22 protein-coding genes are annotated in these 22,226 nt (G+C 73.8%); 11 read left to right on the top strand and 11 right to left on the bottom strand.

Annotated elements, in window-relative coordinates:
- Nucleotides 1-64 precede the first annotated feature (64 nt).
- Both ABD160_RS13980 and ABD160_RS13975 read left to right on the top strand, forming a co-directional pair.
- Nucleotides 65-1,285, top strand: a complete 1,221-nt coding sequence (locus ABD160_RS13980) for a threonine synthase (protein ID WP_344022329.1) — start codon at nt 65-67, stop codon at nt 1,283-1,285.
- Nucleotides 1,286-1,340: 55 nt separating this feature from the next.
- Nucleotides 1,341-1,823: a hypothetical protein gene (locus tag ABD160_RS13975; RefSeq protein WP_344022327.1), complete on the top strand. Its 483-nt coding sequence runs from the start codon at nt 1,341-1,343 to the stop codon at nt 1,821-1,823.
- 19 nt (nt 1,824-1,842) lie between these two features.
- Here the strand turns inward: ABD160_RS13975 and ABD160_RS13970 are convergent, their stop codons facing one another.
- Nucleotides 1,843-2,766, bottom strand: coding sequence for a TauD/TfdA dioxygenase family protein (locus ABD160_RS13970; protein WP_344022325.1), 924 nt, complete (start codon nt 2,764-2,766; stop codon nt 1,843-1,845).
- A 213-nt stretch (nt 2,767-2,979) separates the two neighbouring features.
- On the opposite strand from ABD160_RS13970, the gene ABD160_RS13965 reads away from it, so the two are divergent.
- Both ABD160_RS13965 and ABD160_RS13960 read left to right on the top strand, forming a co-directional pair.
- Nucleotides 2,980-4,965 carry a M13 family metallopeptidase gene (locus ABD160_RS13965; protein ID WP_344022323.1) on the top strand — a complete coding sequence of 662 codons (1,986 nt, stop codon included), beginning with the start codon at nt 2,980-2,982 and terminating at the stop codon, nt 4,963-4,965.
- Nucleotides 4,966-5,010: 45 nt separating this feature from the next.
- Nucleotides 5,011-5,229 (top strand): hypervirulence associated TUDOR domain-containing protein, encoded by a 219-nt coding sequence (locus ABD160_RS13960; protein ID WP_344022321.1) that lies wholly within the window; start codon nt 5,011-5,013, stop codon nt 5,227-5,229.
- Here ABD160_RS13960 and ABD160_RS13955 read toward each other — a convergent pair.
- Both ABD160_RS13955 and ABD160_RS13950 read right to left on the bottom strand, forming a co-directional pair.
- Nucleotides 5,198-6,505 (bottom strand): HNH endonuclease, encoded by a 1,308-nt coding sequence (locus tag ABD160_RS13955; RefSeq protein WP_344022320.1) that lies wholly within the window; start codon nt 6,503-6,505, stop codon nt 5,198-5,200. The two genes, ABD160_RS13960 and ABD160_RS13955, sit on opposite strands and share 32 nt — an antisense overlap.
- A 104-nt stretch (nt 6,506-6,609) precedes the next feature.
- A complete protein-coding gene (locus tag ABD160_RS13950) occupies nt 6,610-7,131 on the bottom strand; it encodes a GNAT family N-acetyltransferase (protein WP_344022319.1) in 522 nt (173 codons plus the stop codon).
- 61 nt (nt 7,132-7,192) lie between these two features.
- On the opposite strand from ABD160_RS13950, the gene ABD160_RS13945 reads away from it, so the two are divergent.
- Nucleotides 7,193-8,506 carry an MFS transporter gene (locus ABD160_RS13945; protein ID WP_344022318.1) on the top strand — a complete coding sequence of 438 codons (1,314 nt, stop codon included), beginning with the start codon at nt 7,193-7,195 and terminating at the stop codon, nt 8,504-8,506.
- Here ABD160_RS13945 and ABD160_RS13940 read toward each other — a convergent pair.
- Nucleotides 8,488-10,623 carry a molybdopterin-containing oxidoreductase family protein gene (locus tag ABD160_RS13940; protein WP_344022316.1) on the bottom strand — a complete coding sequence of 712 codons (2,136 nt, stop codon included), beginning with the start codon at nt 10,621-10,623 and terminating at the stop codon, nt 8,488-8,490. The genes ABD160_RS13945 and ABD160_RS13940 overlap by 19 nt on opposite strands.
- 161 nt (nt 10,624-10,784) lie before the next feature.
- Here ABD160_RS13940 and ABD160_RS13935 point away from each other — a divergent pair, with 161 nt between their 5' ends.
- A complete protein-coding gene (locus ABD160_RS13935) occupies nt 10,785-11,735 on the top strand; it encodes an AraC-like ligand-binding domain-containing protein (protein ID WP_344022314.1) in 951 nt (316 codons plus the stop codon).
- Here ABD160_RS13935 and ABD160_RS13930 read toward each other — a convergent pair.
- Together ABD160_RS13930 and ABD160_RS13925 are read right to left on the bottom strand one after the other, a co-directional pair.
- A complete protein-coding gene (locus ABD160_RS13930) occupies nt 11,717-12,964 on the bottom strand; it encodes a DUF418 domain-containing protein (RefSeq protein ID WP_344022312.1) in 1,248 nt (415 codons plus the stop codon). The genes ABD160_RS13935 and ABD160_RS13930 overlap by 19 nt on opposite strands.
- A 56-nt stretch (nt 12,965-13,020) precedes the next feature.
- Entirely contained in the window at nt 13,021-14,019 is a 999-nt protein-coding gene (locus tag ABD160_RS13925; RefSeq protein WP_344022310.1) for a hypothetical protein, read from the bottom strand.
- Between the two features lie 233 nt (nt 14,020-14,252).
- Here ABD160_RS13925 and ABD160_RS13920 point away from each other — a divergent pair, with 233 nt between their 5' ends.
- Nucleotides 14,253-14,777 carry a DUF3558 domain-containing protein gene (locus tag ABD160_RS13920; RefSeq protein ID WP_344022308.1) on the top strand — a complete coding sequence of 175 codons (525 nt, stop codon included), beginning with the start codon at nt 14,253-14,255 and terminating at the stop codon, nt 14,775-14,777.
- Between the two features lie 150 nt (nt 14,778-14,927).
- On the opposite strand, the gene ABD160_RS13915 is transcribed toward ABD160_RS13920, so the two are convergent.
- The 3 genes from ABD160_RS13915 to ABD160_RS13905 all read right to left on the bottom strand — a co-directional run bounded on the left by ABD160_RS13915 (nt 14,928) and on the right by ABD160_RS13905 (nt 17,186).
- Nucleotides 14,928-15,362, bottom strand: coding sequence for a pyridoxamine 5'-phosphate oxidase family protein (locus tag ABD160_RS13915; protein ID WP_344022306.1), 435 nt, complete (start codon nt 15,360-15,362; stop codon nt 14,928-14,930).
- Between the two features lie 17 nt (nt 15,363-15,379).
- The gene (locus ABD160_RS13910; RefSeq protein WP_344022304.1) at nt 15,380-15,772 is read right to left on the bottom strand and encodes a transglycosylase family protein; all 393 of its coding nucleotides are present in this window, start codon (nt 15,770-15,772) and stop codon (nt 15,380-15,382) included.
- A gap of 196 nt (nt 15,773-15,968) precedes the next feature.
- Complete coding sequence (locus tag ABD160_RS13905) at nt 15,969-17,186, bottom strand: MFS transporter (RefSeq protein WP_344022302.1); 1,218 nt, start codon at nt 17,184-17,186, stop codon at nt 15,969-15,971.
- A 71-nt stretch (nt 17,187-17,257) separates the two neighbouring features.
- Between ABD160_RS13905 and ABD160_RS13900 the strand changes: the two genes are divergently transcribed.
- A complete protein-coding gene (locus ABD160_RS13900; protein WP_344022300.1) occupies nt 17,258-17,806 on the top strand; it encodes a hypothetical protein in 549 nt (182 codons plus the stop codon).
- 60 nt (nt 17,807-17,866) lie between these two features.
- On the opposite strand, the gene ABD160_RS13895 is transcribed toward ABD160_RS13900, so the two are convergent.
- Entirely contained in the window at nt 17,867-18,358 is a 492-nt protein-coding gene (locus tag ABD160_RS13895) for a Dps family protein (RefSeq protein ID WP_344022298.1), read from the bottom strand.
- A gap of 174 nt (nt 18,359-18,532) precedes the next feature.
- On the bottom strand, nt 18,533-18,946 hold the full coding sequence (locus tag ABD160_RS13890) for a universal stress protein (RefSeq protein ID WP_344022296.1): 414 nt from the start codon (nt 18,944-18,946) through the stop codon (nt 18,533-18,535).
- A gap of 149 nt (nt 18,947-19,095) precedes the next feature.
- Here ABD160_RS13890 and ABD160_RS13885 point away from each other — a divergent pair, with 149 nt between their 5' ends.
- Genes ABD160_RS13885 through ABD160_RS13875 form a run of 3 tightly spaced genes read left to right on the top strand, consistent with a single transcriptional unit; the run spans nt 19,096 to nt 22,133 of the window.
- The gene (locus ABD160_RS13885) at nt 19,096-20,094 is read left to right on the top strand and encodes a Bug family tripartite tricarboxylate transporter substrate binding protein (RefSeq protein WP_344022294.1); all 999 of its coding nucleotides are present in this window, start codon (nt 19,096-19,098) and stop codon (nt 20,092-20,094) included.
- On the top strand, nt 20,091-20,624 hold the full coding sequence (locus tag ABD160_RS13880; protein ID WP_344022291.1) for a tripartite tricarboxylate transporter TctB family protein: 534 nt from the start codon (nt 20,091-20,093) through the stop codon (nt 20,622-20,624). The genes ABD160_RS13885 and ABD160_RS13880 overlap by 4 nt, the downstream gene beginning before the upstream one ends.
- Nucleotides 20,625-20,627: 3 nt before the next feature.
- Entirely contained in the window at nt 20,628-22,133 is a 1,506-nt protein-coding gene (locus ABD160_RS13875; RefSeq protein ID WP_344022289.1) for a tripartite tricarboxylate transporter permease, read from the top strand.
- Nucleotides 22,134-22,226 lie beyond the last annotated feature (93 nt).

The raw sequence follows: 22,226 nt of genomic DNA, 5'->3' as shown, positions 1-22,226 counted from the left end.
TGACCTTCGTCCGCGCCCCGATCGGCGGTTCGGGCTTGCCCCGGCGGCCCCGCTCGGATCACCTGTGCGGGTGCACGACTACTCGACGCTCGCCCACCTGGAGTGCTCCCGCGAGGGGACCCGGCACGACGCCGACGTCGTCCAGGGCACCTCCCCGGCCGGTGCCCCGCTGCTCGCCCGCTACGACCTCGACCGGGCCCGCACCCTGGTGACCCCGGACGACATCGCGGCCCGCCCGCCGGACCTGTGGCGCTACCACGAGCTGCTGCCGGTGCGCGACCCCGCGCACGTGGTCACCATGGGCGAGGGCATGACGCCGCTGCTGCCGCTCCCCCGGGCCGGCGCCCGCCTCGGCCTGCCGCGGCTGCTGATGAAGGACGAGGGCCTGGTCCCGACCGGGGCCTTCAAGGCGCGCGGCGCCGCGGTCGGGGTCTCCCGGGCCGCCGAGCTCGGCGTGCGCGCGGTCGCGATGCCGACCAACGGCAACGCCGGTGCCGCCTGGGCCTGCTACGCCGCCCGGGCCGGGCTCGGAGCGCTGATCGCGATGCCGGTCGACGCGCCGGAGATCACCCGCCGCGAGGTCGTCGTCTCCGGTGCGGAGCTGTACCTGGTGGACGGCCTGATCGGCGACGCGGGCCGGCTGGTCGCCGACGCCGTCACCCGGCGCACCGGCTACCAGGACACCTCGACGCTGCGCGAGCCGTACCGGATCGAGGGCAAGAAGACGATGGGCTACGAGATCGCCGAGCAGCTCGGCTGGCGGGCACCGGACGTCATCCTCTACCCGACCGGCGGCGGCGTCGGGATCATCGCCATCCACAAGGCGCTGCAGGAGATGCACGAGCTGGGCTGGCTGACCGGGCCGATGCCCCGGCTGGTGGCGGTGCAGGCCGCCGGGTGCGCCCCGATCGTCGACGCGTTCGACGCCGGCCTGCGCACCTCCGAGGCCCCGGCCGATCCGCACACGGTCGCCTTCGGCATCACCGTGCCCAAGGCACTCGGCGACTTCCTGGTGCTCGACGCGGTGTACGCCACCGGCGGCACCGCGGTCGCCGTCACCGACCAGGAGCTGCTGGCCGCCCAGCACGCGCTGGCCCGGGACGAGGGCACCTGGATCTGCCCGGAGGGGGCGGCCTGCGTCGCCGCGGCCGGCCGGATGCGCGAGTCCGGCCTGCTGGACGGCGGCGAGGAGGTCGTCGTGCTCAACACCGGCAGCGGGCTGATCTATCCGGACACCGTCGTCGCCGACGCCCCGGTGCTGGCGAAGGACGGTCGCATCCCCTGACCGGCCGGGCCGAGGCGGGTGTCCGGGCGCACCGGGCATCGGGCACCCTGTACCCGTGGCACTGCTCCGACCCGCGGCCGAGCCGCCGCCCGCGCCGCTGTCGCGGTACTGGAAGGCCTACGTGACCGACTGCACCGAGCAGGTCACCCGCTTCCACCGGATCACCGCCGTGGTCGGTGCGACGCAGGTGCGGACCTGGCTCGGCGAGATCGGCAAGCGGCTCGACTCCGAGCTCGAGGCGGTGCACCGGCTCGCCGCCGTCGGGGACTCGATCGAACCGGCCCGCTTCCGGATCACCGAGCCGCCCGCGAAGCGGATCGCGAACCGGCTGAACAAGGCGAAGGTGTCGCTGAAGCAGTCGGTCGACCAGGCCGCCGAGATCGCCGAGCAGGCGGTCCTCGATCCCACCCACGACGACGTCCGGGTGCACCTGAACGTGCTCAACGAGCAGGTCGGGCGGCTGGCGATCGCGGCGCCGCTGACCGAGGAGCCCGAGCCGGGGCCCCGCCGCCGCCGGTGGCGCCGCCCCGCCTCCTGACGGCGCCACCGGCCCGCGGTCAGAAGGGCCGGTCCCCCGCGATCGCGACACGCTCGGCGACCCGCCGGTGCGGGTGGTAGTCGCCGACCGCGTAGTGCTGGGTGGCCCGGTTGTCCCAGAACGCGACCGTGCCCTCGGTCCACCGGTACCGGGCCTGGTACTCCGGCACGTGGGCCTGCGCGAACAGGTGCCGCAGCAGCGCGTCCGACTCCGCCCGCGGCAGCCCGACGATCTCCGTGGTGAACGACGCGTTCACGTTCAGCGTGCGGCGGCCGGTCTCCGGATGGGTCCGGACGACCGGATGGGTGACCGGCGGGAACCGGTCCTGCAGCCGCTCCAGCTTCGCCGGGTCCAGGAAACGGGCGAAACCCGGGACCATGTCGTGCACCGCGACGGCGTCGTCGATCGTGGCCCGCACCCCGGCGGACAGGTTGTCGTAGGCGGCCGCCATGTCGGCCCACAGGGTGTCGCCGCCGAACGGCGGGACCTGCACCATCCGCAGCACCGCGCCCATCGCCGGCGTCTCCCGGAACGTCGTGTCGGCGTGCCAGATGTTCTCGAAGGTCCGCGCGCCGGTACCGAAGCGGACGACGTCGGCGGTGTCGCCGGCGTCGAGCATCGGGTTGGTCTCCAGCTCGCCCCACAGCAGGCCGAACGCACGCTGCTGGGCGCTGCTCAGGTCCTGGCCGGGGAAGAACAGCACCTTCCACTCCAGCAGCGCCCGGTGCAGCTCGGAGCGCAGCTCCCCGTCCGGCACCGTGCGCAGGTCGACACCGGTGATCTCGGCACCGAGGGTGCGGCCGAGCGGGGTGACGGTGAACAGCTCGTACGGTCGGTCCGGCCCGTCGCCGGGCAGGCGGCACAGCAGCCGCTCACCCTCCAGAAGATCGACGGCGGGGGTGGACCGGGGCCGGCTGACCGGCGCATCGAGCTGGATCGTCACGATCCCGATGTTGCGTCCGGGGCCCCGGTCCGGACAACCTCGTGTCCACCTGACGGAGAGATGTCCGGTCACCCCGGGCGGGGGCGGCACGGTGGCGGCACGGGGCCCCGGCGGCCCAAACTCCGGACGCGCATGTCGGTCGTCACGATCTTCGTGGCACGGCGCGGTTCCCGCCGCCTCGAAACCGTCGGTCCCGGCAGGCAGGATGGGGACATGACGACCACCGAGCCCGCTCCGGGAACCCGGCGCTCCGGCCTCGACCTGACCTGGGTCGACCCGGAGGTGCGCCCGCAGGACGATCTGTTCGCCCACGTCAACGGCCGGTGGCTGGAGACCCACGAGATCCCCGAGGACCGCGCACAGGACGGCGCCTTCCGGGTGCTGCGCGACCGCGCCGAGGAGCAGGTGCGGGCGATCGTCGAGGAATGCGCGGCGGGCTCCGCCGAGCCGGGCACCGACGCCCGCCGGATCGGCGACCTCTACCGCTCGTTCATGGACACCGAGCGGGTCGAGCAGCTCGGTGTGGAGCCGCTGCGCCCGCTGCTCGACGAGATCCACGCCGCCACCGGCAAGGCCGAGCTGGCCGCGGTGCTGGGCCGCCGCCAGCGGGAGGGGCGGGCCGCGCTGTTCGGCGAGTTCATCGCCACCGACCTCAAGGACTCCTCCCGCTACCTGGTGAACCTCAACCAGTCCGGGCTGGGCCTGCCCGACGAGGCGTACTACCGGGAGGACGGCTCCGCCGAGATCCGCGCCGCCTACGTCGAGCACCTGCAGCGCCTCGCCGAGCTGGTCGGGCTCGCCGAGCCCGCCCGGGTCGCCGAGCAGGTCATGGAGCTGGAGACGGCGCTGGCCGCCGCGAGCTGGGACAACGTCACCAACCGGGACGCCGAGAAGACCTACACGCTGCTCACCCGCGAGCAGCTCCGCGAGACCGCGCCCGGCTTCGACTGGGCCGAGTGGGAGGCCGCGCTCGGCGTCCCGGCGCACTCCTACGACGAGGTGATCGTCCGGCAGCCCAGCTTCGTCACCGAGGCCGGCGCGCTGTGGGCCGACCGGCCGCTCGAGCAGTGGCAGGCGTGGCTGGCACTGCACGTCACCTCCGCCTGCGCCGACCACCTGTCGTCGGAGCTCGTCGAGGAGGACTTCGCGTTCTACGGCCGCACCCTCTCCGGCACCCCCGAGCTGCGGGAGCGCTGGAAGCGCGGCGTGTCGCTGGTCGAGGGCGCGCTCGGCGAGGCGGTCGCGCAGATCTACGTGGAGCGGCACTTCCCGCCGAAGGCGAAGGAGCGCATCGAGGAGCTCGTCGCCAACGTCGTCGAGGCCTACCGGCAGTCGATCACCACCCTGGACTGGATGAGCCCGGAGACCCGCGAGCGGGCGCTGGACAAGCTCGGCAAGTTCACCCCGAAGGTCGGCTACCCGGAGAAGTGGAAGGACTACTCGGCCCTCCAGATCGACCCGGCCGACCTGCTCGGCAACGCGGGCCGGGCCGCGGAGTGGCGGCACGACCACGAGTACTCGAAGCTCGGCGGGCCGGTGGACCACCAGGAATGGCTGATGACCCCGCAGACGGTCAACGCCTACTACCACCCGCGGCTCAACGAGATCGTCTTCCCGGCCGCGATCCTGCAGCCCCCGTTCTTCGACGCCGACGCCGACGACGCCGCCAACTACGGCGGCATCGGCGCGGTGATCGGGCACGAGATCGGCCACGGCTTCGACGACCAGGGCTCCCGCTACGACGGCGACGGCAACCTGACCGACTGGTGGGAGACCGCCGACCGCAAGGAGTTCGAGTCCCGCGCGCAGATGCTGATCGACCAGTACTCGGCGCTGTCACCGAAGGGCCTGCCCGACCACAAGGTCAACGGCGCGCTCACCGTCGGCGAGAACATCGGCGACCTCGGCGGCCTGACCATCGCGCTGAAGGCCTACGCGATCGCCAACGAGGGCGGCGAGCCGCCGGTGATCGACGGGCTGACCGGCGAGCAGCGGGTGCTGTTCGGCTGGGCCCAGGTGTGGCGGGCCGTCACCCGTGACGCCGAGGCGATCCGCCGGCTCGCGACCGACCCGCACTCGCCGCCGGACCTGCGCTGCAACGCGGTCGTGACGAACCTGGACACCTTCCACGAGGCGTTCGGGGTCACCGAGGACGACGCCCTGTTCACCGAGCCGGGCCGGCGCGTCCGGATCTGGTGACGGCGCCCCTGGGTGTAGCTGTCCGCGGGCCGGGTATCCGCCGCCATGACGAGGAAGTTCGCCAAGGGCACCCGGGTCGCGTGGAACTGGGGCAACGGCCGGCCGGAGGGCACCGTCGCCGACTGGGCCACCGACCGCATCGAGCGCACGATCAACGGCAGTGTCCAGTCCCGCAACGGCACCGAGGACAATCCCGCCTACGTCCTGGAGCAGGACGACGGGCAGACCGTGCTCAAGCTTCATTCGGAGCTCGAGAAGGCGTGAGGTAGCTGTGCCCGGTCGGCGTGGTCGTGCGCACCCCGTCGGGGGTGCGCTCGACCCGCCACCCGGGTTGCTCGCGGACGTGGTTGTGGAACTCGCAGGTGCCGCGCCCGTTGTCGAGCGTGGTGCGGCCACCGTCGGCGACCCGCCGGATGTGGTCGACGTGCCGGATCGGTGCGTCGCAGTACGGCTCGGTGCACCGGTTGCCGTCCCTCGCCCGGACCAGCTCGGCGAGCAGCCCGGTGAAGGTGCGGCGGCGTGACTCCCCGCCGATCACCGTGCCCGCCCGGGTGAGCAGCCGCCGCACGGTCTTCCGGCCGGTGGTGGTGGCGAGCAGCTCGACCGGGACCGGGCCGTGGCCGGGGATCTCGGCGGGCAGCGGCGAGCCGGGATCGAGCAGGGCCTCGACGGGCACCACGACCTGGACCTCGACGTCGACCTCGGTGGCGGTGGACCGGCCGGTGAGCCGTTCGACCAGGGTGTCGGCCAGCACCTGCCCCCGGCTGCGGGTCAGCGGCGCGGGATCGGCCGAGACCTGCACGAACGCCTTCTGCAGGGCGGCCAGGCAGGCCGCCCCCTGCTCGACGGGGAGGTACCCGGTCAGGTAGACCATCGCATCCGGTGCCGGGCGCAGCGTGACGCGGCGCTCCGCGCGGGCGGCCTCGACCCGGGCCCGGAACTTCTCCGGTGCGATCTCGGCGGCGAGCCGGCGGGCGAGATCACGCAGCCGCCCGATGCCGAGGCGGCCCAGGTCGTGCAGCGCGAGCCGGGCGTCGACCCGGGCGCGCTCGGCGGGATCGAGATCGGAGCACGCGGCCACCACCGTCGCGACCTTGGTGGCGCTCAGCCGCCCCGAGGTGAACGCCTCCCGGACGTGGTCGAGCCCCGCCCGCAGGTCGCGGGCGGCCCGTATCCGCGTCCGCGCCTCGGCCGGCGAGGTGTGGCAGGCCAGCGCGACCTGCGCGACCGCGCCCCGTTCCAGGCGCTCCGGATCGGTGCGCCCGGCGGCGATGCCGTTGCCGACGTGCTCGCGGGCGAACGCGCGGATCCGGGACGCCTGCAGCGCGGCGACACAGTTCTGCAGGGACTCGATCTGCTGGATCTGGTCGATCAGCTCCGCCTCGGTGCAGCGCGACGGCACGGCGTCTCCGGACGGCTCGGTGGCGCGGGCGGCGTGCTCGATCACGAGCTGGATGAGGGCGAGATCGATCCGTGGGAATCCGGGCTCGTCGACATCGGGGATGTCGGTCGGGAGTGGAGGGTCGTGGACCGCGGTCATGGAACCGAGACTACTCGAACATACATTCGACGTCGAGCAATCGTTTGCAATCGCAAAGCCCTGACCTGCGGCGATGTGCCGGCGCCCCGAGTCGCCCGGCCCGCTCAGCCCCCGCCCGGACCCCTACCCGGCTCCCCACCCAGCGACCGCCGGTACCACACGACGTCCCGCCAGCCGTCGTGCTTCCACCCCACCCCCTCGAACACTCCCACCTCGGTGAACCCGAGGCCGCGGTGCAACGCCTCGCTCGCCTCGTTCGGCAGCGTCATCACCGCGACGGCGACGGCCAGGCCCCGCTCGGCGAGCCGGGCGAGCAGCGCCTCGTACAACGCCCGCCCGGTGCCCCGGCCGCGGGCGCCGCGCTCCAGGTACACGCTGACCTCGCAGGTCCAGCGGTAGGCCGCGCGGGACTTGAACGGTGCCCCGTAGGCGTAGCCGACGATCCGGCCCTCGTCGTCGGTGGCGACCAGCCAGGCGTGCCGTTGCTGCGCGTCGGCGATCCGCTCGGCCATCTCGACCGGCCCGGGCGGCTCGGTCTCGAAGCTGATCGTGGTGTCCCGGACGTAGGGCGCGTAGATCGTCGCGCAGGAGTCGGCGTCCTCGGCTGTGGCATCCCTGATCGTCATCCCGAACATCCAACACCGGAACCGGCATGCAACTGTCGGGGACGTGGATGAGGATCGGTCGGTGACGACGACCTCCCCGGCCCGCACCGGACTGCTCGCGGTGGTGCTGGGGCTGCTGTTCGGCCTGGCCGGCATGTCCACCTCCGGCGTGACGGTGGCGCTGCCGCAGCTGGCCGCCGAACTGGACGTGACGACGGCGGCCTCGACCTGGATGGTCACCGGGTACACGGTCGCGCTGGCCGTGGCGACCCCGGTGCACGGGCGCCTCGCCGACGCCGTCGGCATCCGCGGCCCGCTGTGCGCCGGCATCGCGCTGCTCGGGCTCGGAGCGCTGACGGCGGCGCTGGCCCCGAACTTCGGGGTGCTCATGGCCGCCCGGGTGGTGCAGGGCCTCGGGGCGGCGTCGGTCCCGGTCCTCGCGGCGGCGCTGCTCAGCGCCCGGCTGCCAGCGGACCGGCGGGGCGGCGCGCTGGGCAGGCTGGCCGGCACCTCGGCGCTGCTGTCCGCGCTCGGCCCGCTGATCGGCGGCGCGCTGACCACGGCGGGCGGCTGGCGGGCGGCCGTCGCACTGCCGGCGATCGGCCTGCTCACCGTGCCCTACCTGTGGCGGCGCTCGGCCGTCCGCGGTGACGGGGTGCGGCCGGACCTGGTCGGCGCGGTGATCGTGGCGACCGCGGTGACCGGGCTGGTGCTGCTCGTCCAGTCGCCGAGCGCCGGGACGGCCGCCGCGGTGGTCGGCGCGGTGCTGCTCACCCTCGGCGTCCCGGCGACCGCGGCCTGGGTGCGCCGCCGGCCCGACGGGTTCCTGCCCCGCGCGGTGATCCGGAACCCGGCGGTGGTGCGCAGCGCGGTGTGCGCCGCGGTCGTCCCGGCCGCCTGGTTCGCGCTGCTGCTGGGCATCCCGCTGGAGCTGGCCGAGCGCGGCTGGACGCCGCTGGCCACCGGCCTGGTGCTGGTTCCCGCGGCGGTCGTCGCGCTGGCCTGCCCGGCGCTGTCGGCCGTGCTGCAGTCCCGGATCGGCGCCCGGCGCACGCTCACCGCGGCCTGCGCGACGACGACGGTCGGCCTGCTCGTCGCCGTCGCCGGCGTCACCTGGCACCTGCCGTGGCTGCTGGCGGTGGCGCCGATGCTGGTGACGCTGGCGTTCGGCACCGGCCAGCCCGCGATGATCGCCGCCGTCGGCGACGCCGTGCCCGACGACCGGCGCAGCGGCGCGATCGGGGTCGCGACGCTGTGCTTCCTGACCGGCGCCGGCGTCGGCGCCGCCACGATCGGCGGGTTCGCCCCGGTGGTCGGCCTGCCGGTGGCGCTCGCGCTGCTCGCGGCGGCGTCGCTGCTGATGAGCGCCGTCGCCGGCTACGCGCGTTCCACCTGAACCTTGGTGTCGGAGAAGGTGGGTGCGTGGCCGAGATCGGCGAACCCGGTCGGGTTGATCGCGTTCACCGTCGCCTGCCCCTTGGTCTGCGCGCGCCAGGCGCCCATGTTCGCCATCACCACGCCGCGGGTGACGTCGGCGGTGACGACGGCCCGGACCAGGATCTCGCCGCGGTCGTTGAACACCCGCATCAGGTCGCCGTCGGCCAGCTCGCGGTCGGCGGCGTCGTCCGGGTGCAGCCAGCCGGACGGCTCGCCCTGCGCCCGCTGCTGGGCGGGCAGGTTCGCGAAGCTGGAGTTGATGTAGGCGTGTGACTTCGGCGAGATCAGCGACAGCGGGTGCACGCCGTCGGTGCCGACCGGCGGCACGTAGCGGGGCAGCGGATCGACGACGCCGCCGGGCTGGAACTCGTTCGAGCCCTGCCGGAACAGCGGGAGCACGAAGTCACCGCCGGCGGCGGCGCCGGACAGGAACTCGTGCCGGCCGGACGGCGTCGGGAAACCGCCCTCGGCGTGCGGGGCGTAGGTGTCCGGGCCGGGCAGGTTCAGCCGGGCCCAGCCGGTCTCGGCGAGCGACGCGGGCGTGATGCCCTCGAGTGCCGGCGCCGACCAGTCGTAGGCGGCGGCGATCAGCTCGTCGTCGGTCATCCGGAAGCAGTCGTCGTCGTAGCCCATCGCGGCGGCCAGCCGCCGGAACAGCTCGACGTTGCTGATCGCCTCGCCGACCGGCGGGATCGACGGCCGGTTCAGCCCGATGTAGAAGTGCCCCCAGGAGAACATGATGTCGGTCTGTTCCAGCTGGGTCGTCGCGGGCAGCACGATGTCGGCGTACAGCGCGGTGTCGGTGAGGAACTGCTCGGAGACGACGGTGAACAGGTCGTCGCGGGCCAGCCCGGCGAGCACCTTCTCCTGGTCCGGGCAGACGACGACCGGGTTCGAGTTGTAGACCATCAGCGCCTGCACCGGCGGCCCGTCGATCTCCCCGGCCAGCGCCCGTCCCAGGTGGAACTGGTTGACGATCCGGGTGCCCTCGGGCCGCAGCTCCGGCCGGGACAGCGCGTCCCAGTTCACCGGGAACGCCCACAGCGGCAGCGCGAGCAGCCCGCCGCCGGGCTTGCGCCACGCCCCGACCAGGCCGGGCAGGCAGGAGATCGCCCGGACCGTGGAGCCGCCGCCGGGGTGCCGCTCGATCGCCACCCCGATCCGGATCATCGACGGCTGCCCGGCCGCGTACTCGCGGGCCAGCGTGCGGATGTCGTCGGCCGGGATCCCGGTCTCCGCCTCGGCCCACTCCGGGGTGCAGTCGCGGACCCGCTCGGCCAGCTCGTCGACGCCGAGGGTGTGCTGCTCCACGTAGTCCCGGTCGGTCAGCCCCTCGGTGATGATCACGTGGATGAGCGCCATCGCGAGCGCACCGTCGGTGCCGGGGCGGATCGGGATGTGCCAGTCGGCCCGGGCGGCGGTGCGGTGCTTGACCGGGTCGATCACGACGACCTTCGCGCCGTTGCGCTGCGCCTGCGCCACGAACGGCCACAGGTGCAGGTTGGTGGACACCATGTTGCACGCCCAGATGACGATGTAGCGGGAGTGCACCAGGCTCTCCGGGTCGACGCCCGCGGTGGGGCCGACGCTCATCACATACGCGGTGGACGCACCGGAGTCGCAGTAGGTGCGCTCGCTGACGGTGGCGCCCATCCGGTTGAAGAACGGGTCACCGACGTTGAGCCCGTTCAGCGTGCCCTGGGTCCCCAGGTAGCTGACCGGCATGACGGCCTCGGGTCCGTGCTCGTCGATCACCTGCTTCCAGGTCGACGAGATCGTCCCCAGCGCCTCGTCCCAGGTGATCGGCTCGAACCGGCCGGACCCCTTCGGGCCGGTCCGCCGCAGCGGCGTCGTCACCCGGTCCGGGCTGTACACCCGGTCGACGTAGTTGTTGACCTTCACGCAGAGCCCGCCCCGGGTGAAGGGGTGCTCCTTGTCGCCGCGGACGGCGGTGGCCCGGCCGTTCTCGACGGTCACCGTCATCGCGCAGCCGTCCGGGCAGTCGTGCGGGCAGATGGCGCGGCGGGTGCCGGAGCCGTTCAGGTCGATCAGCGGGAGCTCGGGGGTGGTGGTCATCGCGGGACTCCTCCGGTGGTGGTGACGCCAGCATCGGGTCCGGCGGCGGGGTCCCGTTTCGCGCAGCGTGCCCGTTTGTTGCCACTGGGCGACAGGCATTGACCCGGCGGCGCCCGGGGGGTGGACTCGGGTCCGCGGCCGAGTGATGCGGAGGTGCCCCCGTGGTCCTGTCCCCCGGTGCGGCGCCGGTCGCGTCCCGGACCCGGCGCTGCGACGAGTGGCGCGAGGCGTTGCGGCACGACTTCGTCGCACTCGACGTGGCCCCGGACCGCAGGCGCGGCGGATCGTTCGCCGGTGCCGTGGACAGCGCGACGCTGGCCCACCTGCAGGTCTCCCGGGTGTCGTCGGTGCCGCAGACCTGCCGGCGGACCCCGCAGCTGGCCCACCGGGACGACCGGCGGTTCCTGCAGGTCGGGATGCTGGCCCGGGGGACGGCGGTGCTCGACCAGGACGGCAGACGGGCCGTCCTGCATCCCGGTCAGCTCGCCCTCTACGAGACGGAACGGCCGTTCGCCTGGCAGCTGGGCGGGGACTGGGAGCTGCTCGTCTTCACCTGGCCGCGGGACGCGATCGACCTGACCGGCGGCGAGTCGGCGGCCGCCACCGCGCGGCGCTTCGACACCCGGGCCGGCCTGGGGGCGGTCGTCGCCGGGGTGCTGCGCGGCCTGGTCCGCGATCCGCCGTCGCTCAGTGCCCCCGGCGCGGTGCGGGTCGCCGACGAGGTCGGCGGGCTGGTCGGGACGCTGGCCGGTGAGCTGGCCCCGCCCGCCGTCGGTGAGCGGGCGCACGCCGACCTGCGGGTCCGGGTCGAGCGCTACCTCGACGAGCACCTCGCCGATCCCGACCTGGGCCCGGCGTCGATCGCCGCGGCGCACTTCGTCTCCACCCGGCAGCTGCACCGGTTGTTCGCCGGTTCCGGCGAGTCGGTGACCCGGCGGATCCGGCGGGCCCGGCTGGACCGGGCCCGCCGCGATCTCGCCGATCCACGGCTCGCCGCGACGCCGGTCGGGCAGGTCGCCCGGCGCAACGGCTTCACCGACCTGGCCGGGTTCAGCCGGGCGTTCCGGGCCGCGTACGGGGTGCCGCCGAGCGCCTACCGGCCGCGTCCCTGAGCCGGGGTGCGGTAGACCAGCCTGCGCAGCAGCGCCTCGGCCGGGCCCGGGCTCCCCCGCCGCTCCAGCACGACCGCGTAGGCCAGCGTGACCAGCCAGACCCCGGTCGCGAACAGCGCCGTCGTCGCGCTGCCGAGCACCGCGCCCAGCCCGAGCCCCCAGGCCGCGAGCAGCGGGGCGCACAGCACCGACTGGCCCAGGTAGCAGGTCAGCGACCGCTTCCCGACCGCGCTGATCGCGAAGCCGACCGGCCCGGGCTCGCGCCCGGAGAGCCGGTCCCCGATCAGCCCGAACAGCGCCACGTAGCCGATCCCGCAGGCCAGCCCGGTGACCATCTGGGTGGTGGAGAACACCCACATGACCTGGTCCAGACCGCCGAGCACGCCGACGTGCGCCAGCGCGTGCGGGAGCCCGCCGAGCCAGCCGATCGCGATCCCGCCGACCGCGGTGATCCACAGCAGCCGGCGGTGCTCCCCCGGCCGCTCCAGGATCCGGCGCCGGGCCGCCCAGAAGCCGAGCAGGATCGCCACCGGCACCGCGAGCCCCAGCAGTCCCTGCACCAGCACGATGAACGGCCACAGCAGCATCCGCGCCCCCATCGCGGCGAGCACGCCCTCCGACGACGCGGAGGCGGTCACGAAGTCCGGGATCCCGCCGGTGGCCTGCGCCGCCGTCCCGGCGGACAGCGTGGCCCGGGCGCCGAGCACCGACAGCATCGCGAGCAGCAACAGCACGGCGGCGCCGATCCCGGCCCACACCAGCAGCGTCCGGTCCGCCCGCCGGACGAACAGCCACACCAGCACCAGCCCGCACAGGCCGTAGGCGCCGAGCACGTCACCGCCCCACAGCAGCAGCGCGTGCACGAACCCGAACACCAGCAGCCACAGGTTGCGCCGCTGCAGCAGCCGGAACGCCTCCCGCTCCGGCACCCCGTTCTCGCCCTGCCGCCGGTAGATCACGGCCAGGCCGTAGCCGAACAGGAACGCGAACATCGGGTACACCCGCATGTCGACGCCCGTGATCAGCACCGCCTGCACGATCCGGTCCGCGACCGAGCCGTCCACCGGATGGAAGCCGGTGAGCGAGTGCGCGCGGCCGTACAGGTAGAACGGCGTGTTCGCGAGCGCGATCAGCAACAGCATGAAGCCCCGCGCCAGGTCCGGCGCCGGTGCCCGCCCGGTCAGCCCGACCGGGCCGGTCAGGCGTGGGCGTCCCCCCTCGACAGTCATGTCTCCCCCCTCGTGAATCCCCCGAACACCAGCAGAGCGGGACGAAACGGGGATCGTCAAGCAGGAAACACCGCCCGCCGGAGCTCGGCGGTGAACCGCAGCCGCAGCTCCGGCCCGGGCGGCGGCCCCGGGGACGCCCGGGTGGTGAGTTCGTCGGCGTACACCCGGAAGCAGCCGTGGATGCCGCGCAGCAACCCCTCGACCAGGAACGGCCCCGGCTCGGCCGGATCCAGCACGGTCCGCAGCATCCGGTGCCCGGTGCCGTCGCCGGTGGCCGCGTCCGGGCAGACGACGAACAGGCCCCGGCCCGCCAGGACCGCCTCCTGCAGCAGGTCCCGGACGAGCTCGGTGTCGTCCACCGGTTCCCCGTGACCGGGTTGCAGGACGTGCCGGGTGACCGGCAGATCCTCGTGGCCGATCGCCTCGGCCAGCGCGACGACGTCGGCGACCGGATGCCCGACGACGGCCGACACCTGCGCGGCCGCGGCGCGCAGCCAGCGCAGCGCGGCGGTCGCCGCCGCGGTCGGTTCGACCTCGCTCAGCAGCCGCCACGCCCCCAGCGGATCCTCGTGCAGGATGCGGTGGGCGAGCGTCAGCTGCTCGGCGGGCACCCCGATCCGGACGTGCGTGACGGCCTGGGCGGAACGCCCGGTGAGGTCGCCCGCGTCGGCGTCGAGGACGGCCTCGATCTCGGCCCGGACCTCGTCGACGACCGCGTCGGCGAAGGCGCGGCCCGGTGCCACGGCCACGACGCGACCCAGGGTGTGCGCGATCCGGTCGCGCTCCTCCGGGATGCGGGCCGGGTCGACCGGCGGGAACTCCGGGAGGCGGACCGCCTCGACCAGCCGGAACGGCTGGATCGTGATCGCCTCGTCCTCGGCGTAGGCCGACCAGAGCAGCTCGGAGAGCCGGGTGAGCAGACCGGCGGCGCGGCGCGCGTGCACGGCGTCCCAGCTGCGGGGGACGCGGGCGATCCGGGCGGCGACGGTGCCGTCGCCGGTGGGCCAGGTCGCGACGATCACGGACGCGGTCGGGTCGTGGGCGTAGGAGGTCATCACGGACCGTCCCCGTTGGGAGTCATACGGCTTGGACGACGCCGGTGTCCGGGCGGTTCCGGTGGGGTCGCGGTCGGGCACCGGGAGCCGCGGGGCGGGCGGTGTCCGACCCGTTCGGCTCCACAGAGGACCGAGGCGCTCCGTCTCTCCGCGATCGGCTACGGCTTCACCGATCAGGATCTGGAGGACTCGTTCCGGAGCCTGGTCGAGCAGTGAAGCCGACTCCGACTGCCATGGCAGGCCTGGTCCTGGTGCTCGTCACCGGGTGCTCGTCCGCGTCCGGCTCGGCCGCGGTCTTCCCGGACCGGCCCTACTCCCTCGACGTCGCGGTGGTCGATCCGTGTTCCGGCCTCACCGACGACCAGCTCGAGGCGATGAACCTGCGCGAGGGCAGCGCGGGAACGAGCCACGGCGGGAGCTCACGCGGGTGTACCTGGCCGGGCGACGACGGCGTCGGGTACTCGTTGCAGACCTTCGACAGCGCCGCATCCGCCGCCCTCGGCGCGGAGCCGACGTCGACCGTCGTCACCGTCGCGGGTTTCGGAGCGGTGCAGAGTTCACCACCCGCCACGGCCACCGGTCTGCCGTTCTGCCAGGTGGTGCTCGACGTGGCCGACGAGGCGTCGCTGCGCGCGCAGCTCCAGGTCGGTCCGCGCGGCGCGGAGCGCGACCGGCACACCGTGGACAGCACCTGCGCACGGATCCGGGAGGTCGCGGGGCTGATGCTCGACAACCTCCGACGGCGGCAGGCCGGTTGATCCGCAGCGCTCCCACCGTGTGCCGACACCTGGCTGTACAGGGCTGTACATGACCGAGCTCAGCCTGAGCGAGGCGCGCGGCCGGCTGCCGCGCCTGCTCGACCGGGTCGCCGCAAGCGACGTCGTGCACCCGGACCGGCCGGCCGGCGGTCAGAAGTTCCCCAGCACCCGCACCGGGGTGACCAGCACCGCCGCCCGGCGCTGCTCGGCCATCACCCGGTCGTACTCCGCCCAGTCCCCGTGCGTCCCGCCGCAGGCGGTGAACACGTCCCGCAGCAGCCGCGGGACGTCGACGCCCTCGACCGGGTCGTCCGGCCCGACGATCTCCGAGGTCCCCTCGACGGCGGCCCACTTCCAGCCGGCCCGCCAGTGCAGCGACGTCGCGGGTCGCGCACGCAACGCCCGCAGCTTGACGGGACCGTAGGTCACGTAGGCCGCCACCGGGTCACCGGAGACGGGATGGTCGAGGACGCCGGCGTTCACCAGCGAGGTGTGCGGGCTGCCGTCGGGTCGGACGACGGCGACGGTGCACAGTCCGCTGTCCGCCGCCACGATCCGGCGGACGATGTCGAGATCGACGCTCATCCCCCGAGTCTGCCCGCTCAGCGCCAGCCGAGCTTCTTCGTGCAGGCGGGCCACGCCTTCCAACCCTGCTGGTCCTGGACCTTCTTGGCGACGGCGATCTGCTGGGACTTCGACGCCTCATCGGCGCTCGCCGCGTACTGGGTGCCGCCGAACTCCTCCCAGGTGGACGGCGTGAACTGCAGTCCACCGGTGAAGCCGTTGCCGGTGTCGGCGTCCCAGTTCCCGGTGCTCTCGCAGTGCGCCAGCTGGTCCCAGGTGTCGGTCTGCTCGACCGACGGGGCCGACGGCGACGACGGGGCCGCGACCGCGGTGCCGACGAAGCCCAGCGGGGCGGCCGCCATCGCGGTCAGCGCGCCGATCCGGGCGGCGCGCCGGCCGGTCGGGGTGGGTTTCCGGTGGCGTCCTGCCATGGGGTCGTACCTCCGTGCGTCGGGGAGCGGTTCGAACGGGCCGACACGGTAATCACGCCGGACATCCCACTCACAACCCGTGACACACGCTCACCGTCCGTGGAACGACGAGTGGTCAACCGTGCGCGTCGACCGTCGAAGGGAGTAACGCAATTCGGACGAACAGCTCAGCGTCCGCGGCACCGCCGCCCGCCGATCACCCGGTGCGGGTCGTCGCGGGAACCCGTTCCCCGGTGGCGGACGCCGGGACACGCCGGGCGAGCACCGCCGCGACCACCGCCAGGCCGACGACCACGCCGCCGTAGACCAGCGCGGTCGGCCGCAGCCCGACGGCCGTCGCCGCCACCCCGGCGAGCATCGCGGGCACGCTGAACGCCAGGTAGGCCAGGCTGTAGGTGGCGGCGAACAGCTCGCCGCGCTCGTGCGGGGTGGCCAGCGCGGCCAGCGTCCCGAACGTCGCGTAGGCCGCCGACCCGAACCCGACGCCGGCCACCAGGGTCCCGGCGGTCGCGACCGGGAGCAGCCCGGCGAGCGTCCCGGCCAGGGTGACCAGTGTGCCGAGCCCGAGCAGCAGCGCGGCCGGTGCCAGCACCCGGGCCGGCGCCCGGTGCCGCAGCACGTAGGCGCTCGCCGCGCCGGTCAGGCACAGCGCCGCGACCACCAGCCCACCGACGAGGTGGTTCCGCACCCCGAACAGCCCGATCACCACCGACGGGCCGAGTGACAGGTACAGCCCGCCCAGCGACCAGCTCGCGACCAGGGTCGGGACGATCGCCACGAACCCGGGCCGGACCCGCTTCGGCACCGCGAGCCGGGGGCGCAGCGACGCGAGCGCGCCGGGCCGGCGGGTGACCGTCTCCGGGATCAGCGCGATCAGCAGCGCGGCCACCAGCAGGCCGCCGAGCAGCAGCACCCAGACCAGCCGGGTCGGGGCGGGGGCGAACTCGACGAGCGCGCCGGTCGCGAGCCCGCCGAGCCCGAGCCCGGCGAGCGGCGCGGTGCCGTTGACCAGGCCGGCCCGCTCGGGTCGCGGCGCGAGATCGACGATGGTCGCCGGCAGGGTCGCGGTCGCCGCACCGGTCGCGATGCCCTGCACGATCCGGGCCGCCAGCAGCCAGCCGACCCCGTCGGCCAGCAGGAACAGCACCAGCGCGACGATCTCCAGCGCGATCGCGCCGAGCAGTACCGGCCTGCGGCCGACGTGGTCGGACAGCGCGCCGACGACGAGCAGCGCGGCGATCAGCGCGAGCACGTAGACCGCGAACACCGCGGTCAGGGTGAACTCGGTGAAGGCGAACCGCTCCTGGTAGACGACGTAGAGCGGGGACGGTGCCGACGACGCGGCCAGGAACCACAGGAAGGTCGCCGCGACCACGGCGAAGGCGACCGGCGGGGACAGGCGGATCCGGTGCACGACGCTCCTCGGGTTCACTCAGGTACTGAGCAGTGCCAACGGAATCCGGCGGCCGCGGCATTCCCGGCCGGGTGAGCGTCGATCCGGTCCTGCCGGAACCGGCCGGGTGGTGGCAGGCTGAGGGGGTGCTGCGTGCGTCGTCCACCCGGGTGCGGCTGTTCAGCGTCCGCTACGAGGTCACCCAGGACGGCCGACCGGTCACCGGCTGGACCGCCCGGACCTGGCAACCGCATCGCGACCTGGTCATCGACGGCCATCCCTACGCGCTGCGCTCGGAGGGTGTCGCCCGGTTCGCGCTGGAGGGCGACATCCGCGCGCACATCCTGCGCACCGTCGACCACCCGTACGGCCCGCTGTCGACGCCGCACTGGAACATCGAGGTCGGCGACCTCACCTATCGGATGGCCGGCTCCGGGATCGGCCGCCGGTTCGCGCTGCTCACCACCGCGGACGCGGCGAACGAGGCCGGCCGGGTGTGGCGGACCGGCGCGCTGCGCCCCTCCTACGCCGCGCAGCTGCCCGCCGCGCTGGCGCTGCCGGTGCAGGTGTTCGTGCTGTGGTCGGCGATGGCGATCTGGCGGGCCAGCGTCGCCGCCGCGACCGCCGCGGTCGCCCGCTGACCGTCCCCGGACGCCGATCGGCCCCGGACACCGTGCGGTGTCCGGGGCCGGTGATCGGGATCAGGCCTCGCCGCGGTACCCGGCGGCCTGCGCCTGCCACATCCAGCGGGCCTCCTCCAGCGCGCGGCCCAGCTCGATGAGCAGGTCCTCGGTGAGCGGGTCGGCCTTGCCGGCCTGCTCGATGCGCGGGCGGAGCCGGTCGACGGCGACGTCGACGGTCGCCGAGACGGCCAGCACGGTGTCGGCGTCGGACACGTAGCCCTCCGGGTACTCCGGGAGGCCGGTGTCACGGCCGACGGTCCGCACCCGGCCGTCCGGGGCGACGCCGATGGCGGCGGAGCGCTCGGCGACGTTGTCGCCGTGCTCGCGGGCCAGGTCGACGAGCTCGTCGAGGTGCAGGTGGATGTCGCGGAACTGCTTGCCGACGAGGTTCCAATGCGCCTGCTTGGCGACCAGGGAGAGGTCGACGAGATCGACCAGGGTCTCCTGCAGCACGCGACCGGTGATGTCGCGGGCACCGTCGTCGAGCGGGCTGGTGATCGGGGTGGCCATGGTTCGCACGGCTCCTTTCGCGTCGGTCCGGAACGAGCACCGGCGGGGGTCTCCCGCCTACACGGGGTGCAACGCCGGTCTCGCTTCCGGTATGCCCCGAACCGCCCGCCCGCATGCCGTTCCGTGACCCGTCAGACATCCGGTGAGGTATGCCTGACCTGCGAAAAGGCCGGCCTATCGGGCGGCGTGCGTGACCAGTACCGGCACCGGCGACTCGAGGATGATGCGCTGCGCGACGCTGCCGGTGAGCAGCTTGCCGACCGGGCTGCGCCGCCGGACCCCGACGACGAGCAGCGACGCCCCCGCCGCCGCGGCCAGGTCCAGGATCGCCTCGGCCGCGTCGCCGCCGTCGTCGATCACCTGGACGTCGGTCTCCGGGTCGCCGTCGGCGCGCAGCGCGGCGAGCCGGGACTCCACCCGGTCCCGCAGCGGCCCGCCGTCGTCGGGCTCGGTGTCGTTCTCGAACCGCTCCTGGTGCTCGGTCGCGAGCGCGACCAGCCTCGCACCCCGCAGCCGGGACTCGCGGACCGCGAGGTCCAGCGCGGCGGTCCCCTCGGGCGTCGGGCCGTAGGCCACACAGATCGTCATGTCGCTCCCCATCAAGCGCGTGCGGACGGCGCCGACCCTAACCACGGAATGGGGAGAAACCCGGAAAAGTTCATTGTGTTCGCAGCGGACATAGAGTTATCGAAGCCGGACATTGGTAACGGCCCATACCTGTGATTACCGTTCCCGCCATGCCACGACGGCAGGTCATCGCAGCCCTGGGAATCGTACTCGTCGCCGCACTCGCGGTGACCGCCTTCGCCGACGCCGCCCGGTCCGGGGAGGGTCAGGCGGCGCGCTCCAACCTCACCATGATCGCCCCCGCAGCGGCGGGCGGCGGCTGGGATCTCGTCGCCCGCGAGTCCCAGCAGGCCATGCGCACCGGGAACATCGTGAACACCGTCCAGGTGGTCAACATCCCGGGCGCCGGCGGCACCATCGGCCTGAACCAGCTGGCCGGGCTCGCCGGCGAGGAGACCACCATGATGGTCACCGGCACCGTGATGCTCGGCGGGATCAGCCAGTCCGGCAGCCCGCTGAGCCTGGCCGACACCACGCCGATCGCCCGGCTCGCCGAGGACTTCGAGGTGATCGCCGTCCCCGCGGCGTCACCGTTCCGCACGCTCGAGGACATGCTCGTGGCGTGGGAGTCGAACCCGGCCGCACTGCCGATCGGCGGCGGATCCGCCGGCGGCATCGACCACATGGTCGCCGCGCAGCTCGCGCAGGCCCGCGGCATCCCGGTCGAGAACATGGTCTACACCCCGCACCCGGGCGGCGGTGAGCTCACGCTCAGCCTGCTGTCCACCGCCGCCGGCACCGTCGGCGTCGGCGTCTCCGGCTACAACGACTTCCGCGACCTGGTCGAGTCCGGCCAGCTGCGGGTGCTGGCGGTCGTCTCGCCCGAGCGGCTGACCGGGGTCGACGCCCCCACCATGGACGAGCTCGGGTTCCCGCAGGTCGATCTCGTGAACTGGCGCGGCCTGGTCGCCCCGGCCGGGATCACCCCGGACGAGCGGGCCGAGCTCGAGGCGATCGCCCGCGAGATGGTCGCCACCGAGTCCTGGTCGGAGGCCGTCGAACGCAACCGGTGGGTGCGCAGCGAGATCTATGGCGAGGACTTCGAGAAGTTCCTCGTGACCGAGCAGACCCGGATCGACGACCTTCTGAAGGAGCTGGGATTGGCATGAGCGGCCGTCCTGCACATCTGTCGAGGGGCGCCCTGGTCGTCCCCGCCATCCTCGCCGGACTGGGGATCTTCCTGGTCTACGGCACCGTGACGATGGAGGTCGTCGGCGACGGCGGCCTGTTCGGCCCGACCACCATGCCGTGGATCGTGGCGGTGCTCTGCTTCGTCGTCGCCGCGCTGCTCGCGTTCGACATCCTCCGCCCGCGACCCGAGTACGACACCCCCGCCACCGGCACCGCCGACGGTTCCGCCGGGGAGTCCGGCGAGGCCGGTCCGGCCGCGCCCGACGGCGTCAACGTGCCCGCCGTGCTCACCGCGGTCGGCGGTGTCGCCGGGTTCATCATCGTCCTGCCGTTCCTCGGTTGGATCCTGTCCGCCACCGGCCTGTTCACCGCGGTTGCGGTGGCGCTGGGCAACCGCCGCTGGCCGGGCATCGTGCTCGGTGGCCTGGCGGTCTCCTCCGCGGTTCAGGTCGTGTTCAGCGCCCTGCTGGGGATCTCGCTGCCCAGCGGGTTCGTCGGGGGGTTCTGAGCGATGGAACAGCTGTCCAACCTGCTCGGCGGTTTCGCCGACATCCTGAGCCCCTCCGCGCTGCTGTTCGTGTTCCTCGGCGCCCTGATGGGCACCGCGGTCGGTGTGCTCCCCGGCCTCGGCTCGGCGATGGCGGTGGCGCTGCTGCTGCCGCTGACCTTCGTCCTGGACCCGACCAGCGCGCTGATCATGTTCACCGGGATCTACTTCGGCGGGCTGTTCGGCGACTCGATCGCCGGCTTCCTGATGAACACGCCCGGCAACTCCACGGCGATCGCCAGCACCTTCGAGGGCCACCGGATGGCCCTGCGCGGCAAGGCCGCACAGGCGCTCGCCACCGGCGCGATCGGCGCGTTCATCGGCGGCATGGTCGCCTCCGCGCTGGTCGTGTTCTTCGCGCCCACCCTCGCGCAGCTCGCCACCGGATTCGGCCCGGCCGAGTTCCTGGCACTGGCCGTGTTCGCGTTCGTCGCAATCTCCGCGGTGGTCGCCGACTCCGCGATCCGCGGTGTCGCCGCGCTCGCCATCGGCCTCACCCTGGCGCTGATCGGGATCGACCAGCCGTCCGGGAGCCCGCGGTTCTCGTTCGGCTTCTCCCCGCTGCTCGACGGCATCTCGATCGTCGTCATCACGGTGTCGCTGCTCGCGCTGGGCGAGGTGTTCAGCCAGGCCGCGAAGGTCGGCCGGGCCCAGGACACCAAGGCCGTCATGCCGACCGGCCGCTGGTGGCTGTCCCGCGCCGAGTTCCGGCAGGCGCTGCCCGCCTGGCTGCGCGGCACCGCGATCGGCGTCCCGTTCGGCGTCATCCCGGCCGGTGGCGCCGAGGTGCCGACGTTCCTCGCCTACGGCACCGAGCGCCGCCTGGACCGGCGCAAGCCGGAGCCGACGTTCGGCAAGGGCGCCATCGAGGGTGTCGCCGCGCCGGAGGCGGCGGGCAACGCCACCGCCGGCACCGCGATGGGCGCGCTGCTCGCGCTCGGCCTGCCGACCTCGGCGACCGCGGCGATCCTGCTCGCCGCGTTCCAGCAGTACGGCCTGCAGCCCGGCCCGCTGCTGCTGGAGCGCTCCGGGGACATCGTGTGGGCGCTGCTCGCCGGCTTCTTCCTGGCGATGATCGTGCTGCTGATCCTGAACCTGCCGTTCGCGCCGCTCTGGGCGCAGCTGCTGCGGGTGCCGAAGTCCTACCTGTACGCGGGCATCGCGGTGTTCGCCGCGTTCGGCGTGTACGCGGCCGGCGCGAGCACCGTCGACCTGGTGATCATGCTGGTGCTCGGCGTGCTGGGGCTGGCGATGCGGCTCTACGACATCCCGGTCGCGCCGGTGCTGATCGCGGTGATCCTCGGCCCGCTCGCCGAGTACTCGCTGCGCGACGCGATGGGCAACTCGGACAACGACCCGGCCGTGCTGGTGTCGAGCCCGATCACCGTGGTGCTCTACCTGCTGCTCTTCGCCGGTGTGGCGTGGACGGCGTGGCGCCGGTTCGCCGAGAAGCAGGCCGCCGACGTCTGAGCACCGCCCCGACCCCGGGGCCGCACCCCGCGCTCCCCACGGGGTGCCGCCGCCCCCTCCCTCACGAGCGGACCTCCCGTGGCCGTCCCCCCG

Origin of the sequence: Pseudonocardia kongjuensis (assembly GCF_039526905.1) — a bacterium.
Lineage (GTDB): Bacteria > Actinomycetota > Actinomycetes > Mycobacteriales > Pseudonocardiaceae > Pseudonocardia > Pseudonocardia kongjuensis.
The sequence above is the reverse complement of the archived record's forward strand: the minus strand, read 5'-3'. Positions and strand labels throughout refer to the sequence as shown.

Bases quoted from the DNA above. Each gene is read 5' to 3' on its own strand.
- ABD160_RS13915 (WP_344022306.1), bottom strand. From the start codon at position 15,362: ATGAGCGTCGATCTCGACATCGTCCGCCGGATCGTGGCGGCGGACAGC.
- ABD160_RS13955 (WP_344022320.1), bottom strand. From the start codon at position 6,505: ATGACCGCGGTCCACGACCCTCCACTCCCGACCGACATCCCCGATGTC.
- ABD160_RS13965 (WP_344022323.1), top strand. From the start codon at position 2,980: ATGACGACCACCGAGCCCGCTCCGGGAACCCGGCGCTCCGGCCTCGAC.
- ABD160_RS13940 (WP_344022316.1), bottom strand. From the start codon at position 10,623: ATGACCACCACCCCCGAGCTCCCGCTGATCGACCTGAACGGCTCCGGC.
- ABD160_RS13890 (WP_344022296.1), bottom strand. From the start codon at position 18,946: ATGACGATCTGTGTGGCCTACGGCCCGACGCCCGAGGGGACCGCCGCG.
- ABD160_RS13920 (WP_344022308.1), top strand. From the start codon at position 14,253: ATGGCAGGCCTGGTCCTGGTGCTCGTCACCGGGTGCTCGTCCGCGTCC.
- ABD160_RS13875 (WP_344022289.1), top strand. From the start codon at position 20,628: ATGGAACAGCTGTCCAACCTGCTCGGCGGTTTCGCCGACATCCTGAGC.
- ABD160_RS13880 (WP_344022291.1), top strand. From the start codon at position 20,091: ATGAGCGGCCGTCCTGCACATCTGTCGAGGGGCGCCCTGGTCGTCCCC.
- ABD160_RS13895 (WP_344022298.1), bottom strand. From the start codon at position 18,358: ATGGCCACCCCGATCACCAGCCCGCTCGACGACGGTGCCCGCGACATC.
- ABD160_RS13950 (WP_344022319.1), bottom strand. From the start codon at position 7,131: ATGACGATCAGGGATGCCACAGCCGAGGACGCCGACTCCTGCGCGACG.
- ABD160_RS13960 (WP_344022321.1), top strand. From the start codon at position 5,011: ATGACGAGGAAGTTCGCCAAGGGCACCCGGGTCGCGTGGAACTGGGGC.
- ABD160_RS13930 (WP_344022312.1), bottom strand. From the start codon at position 12,964: ATGACTGTCGAGGGGGGACGCCCACGCCTGACCGGCCCGGTCGGGCTG.
- ABD160_RS13885 (WP_344022294.1), top strand. From the start codon at position 19,096: ATGCCACGACGGCAGGTCATCGCAGCCCTGGGAATCGTACTCGTCGCC.
- ABD160_RS13925 (WP_344022310.1), bottom strand. From the start codon at position 14,019: ATGACCTCCTACGCCCACGACCCGACCGCGTCCGTGATCGTCGCGACC.
- ABD160_RS13910 (WP_344022304.1), bottom strand. From the start codon at position 15,772: ATGGCAGGACGCCACCGGAAACCCACCCCGACCGGCCGGCGCGCCGCC.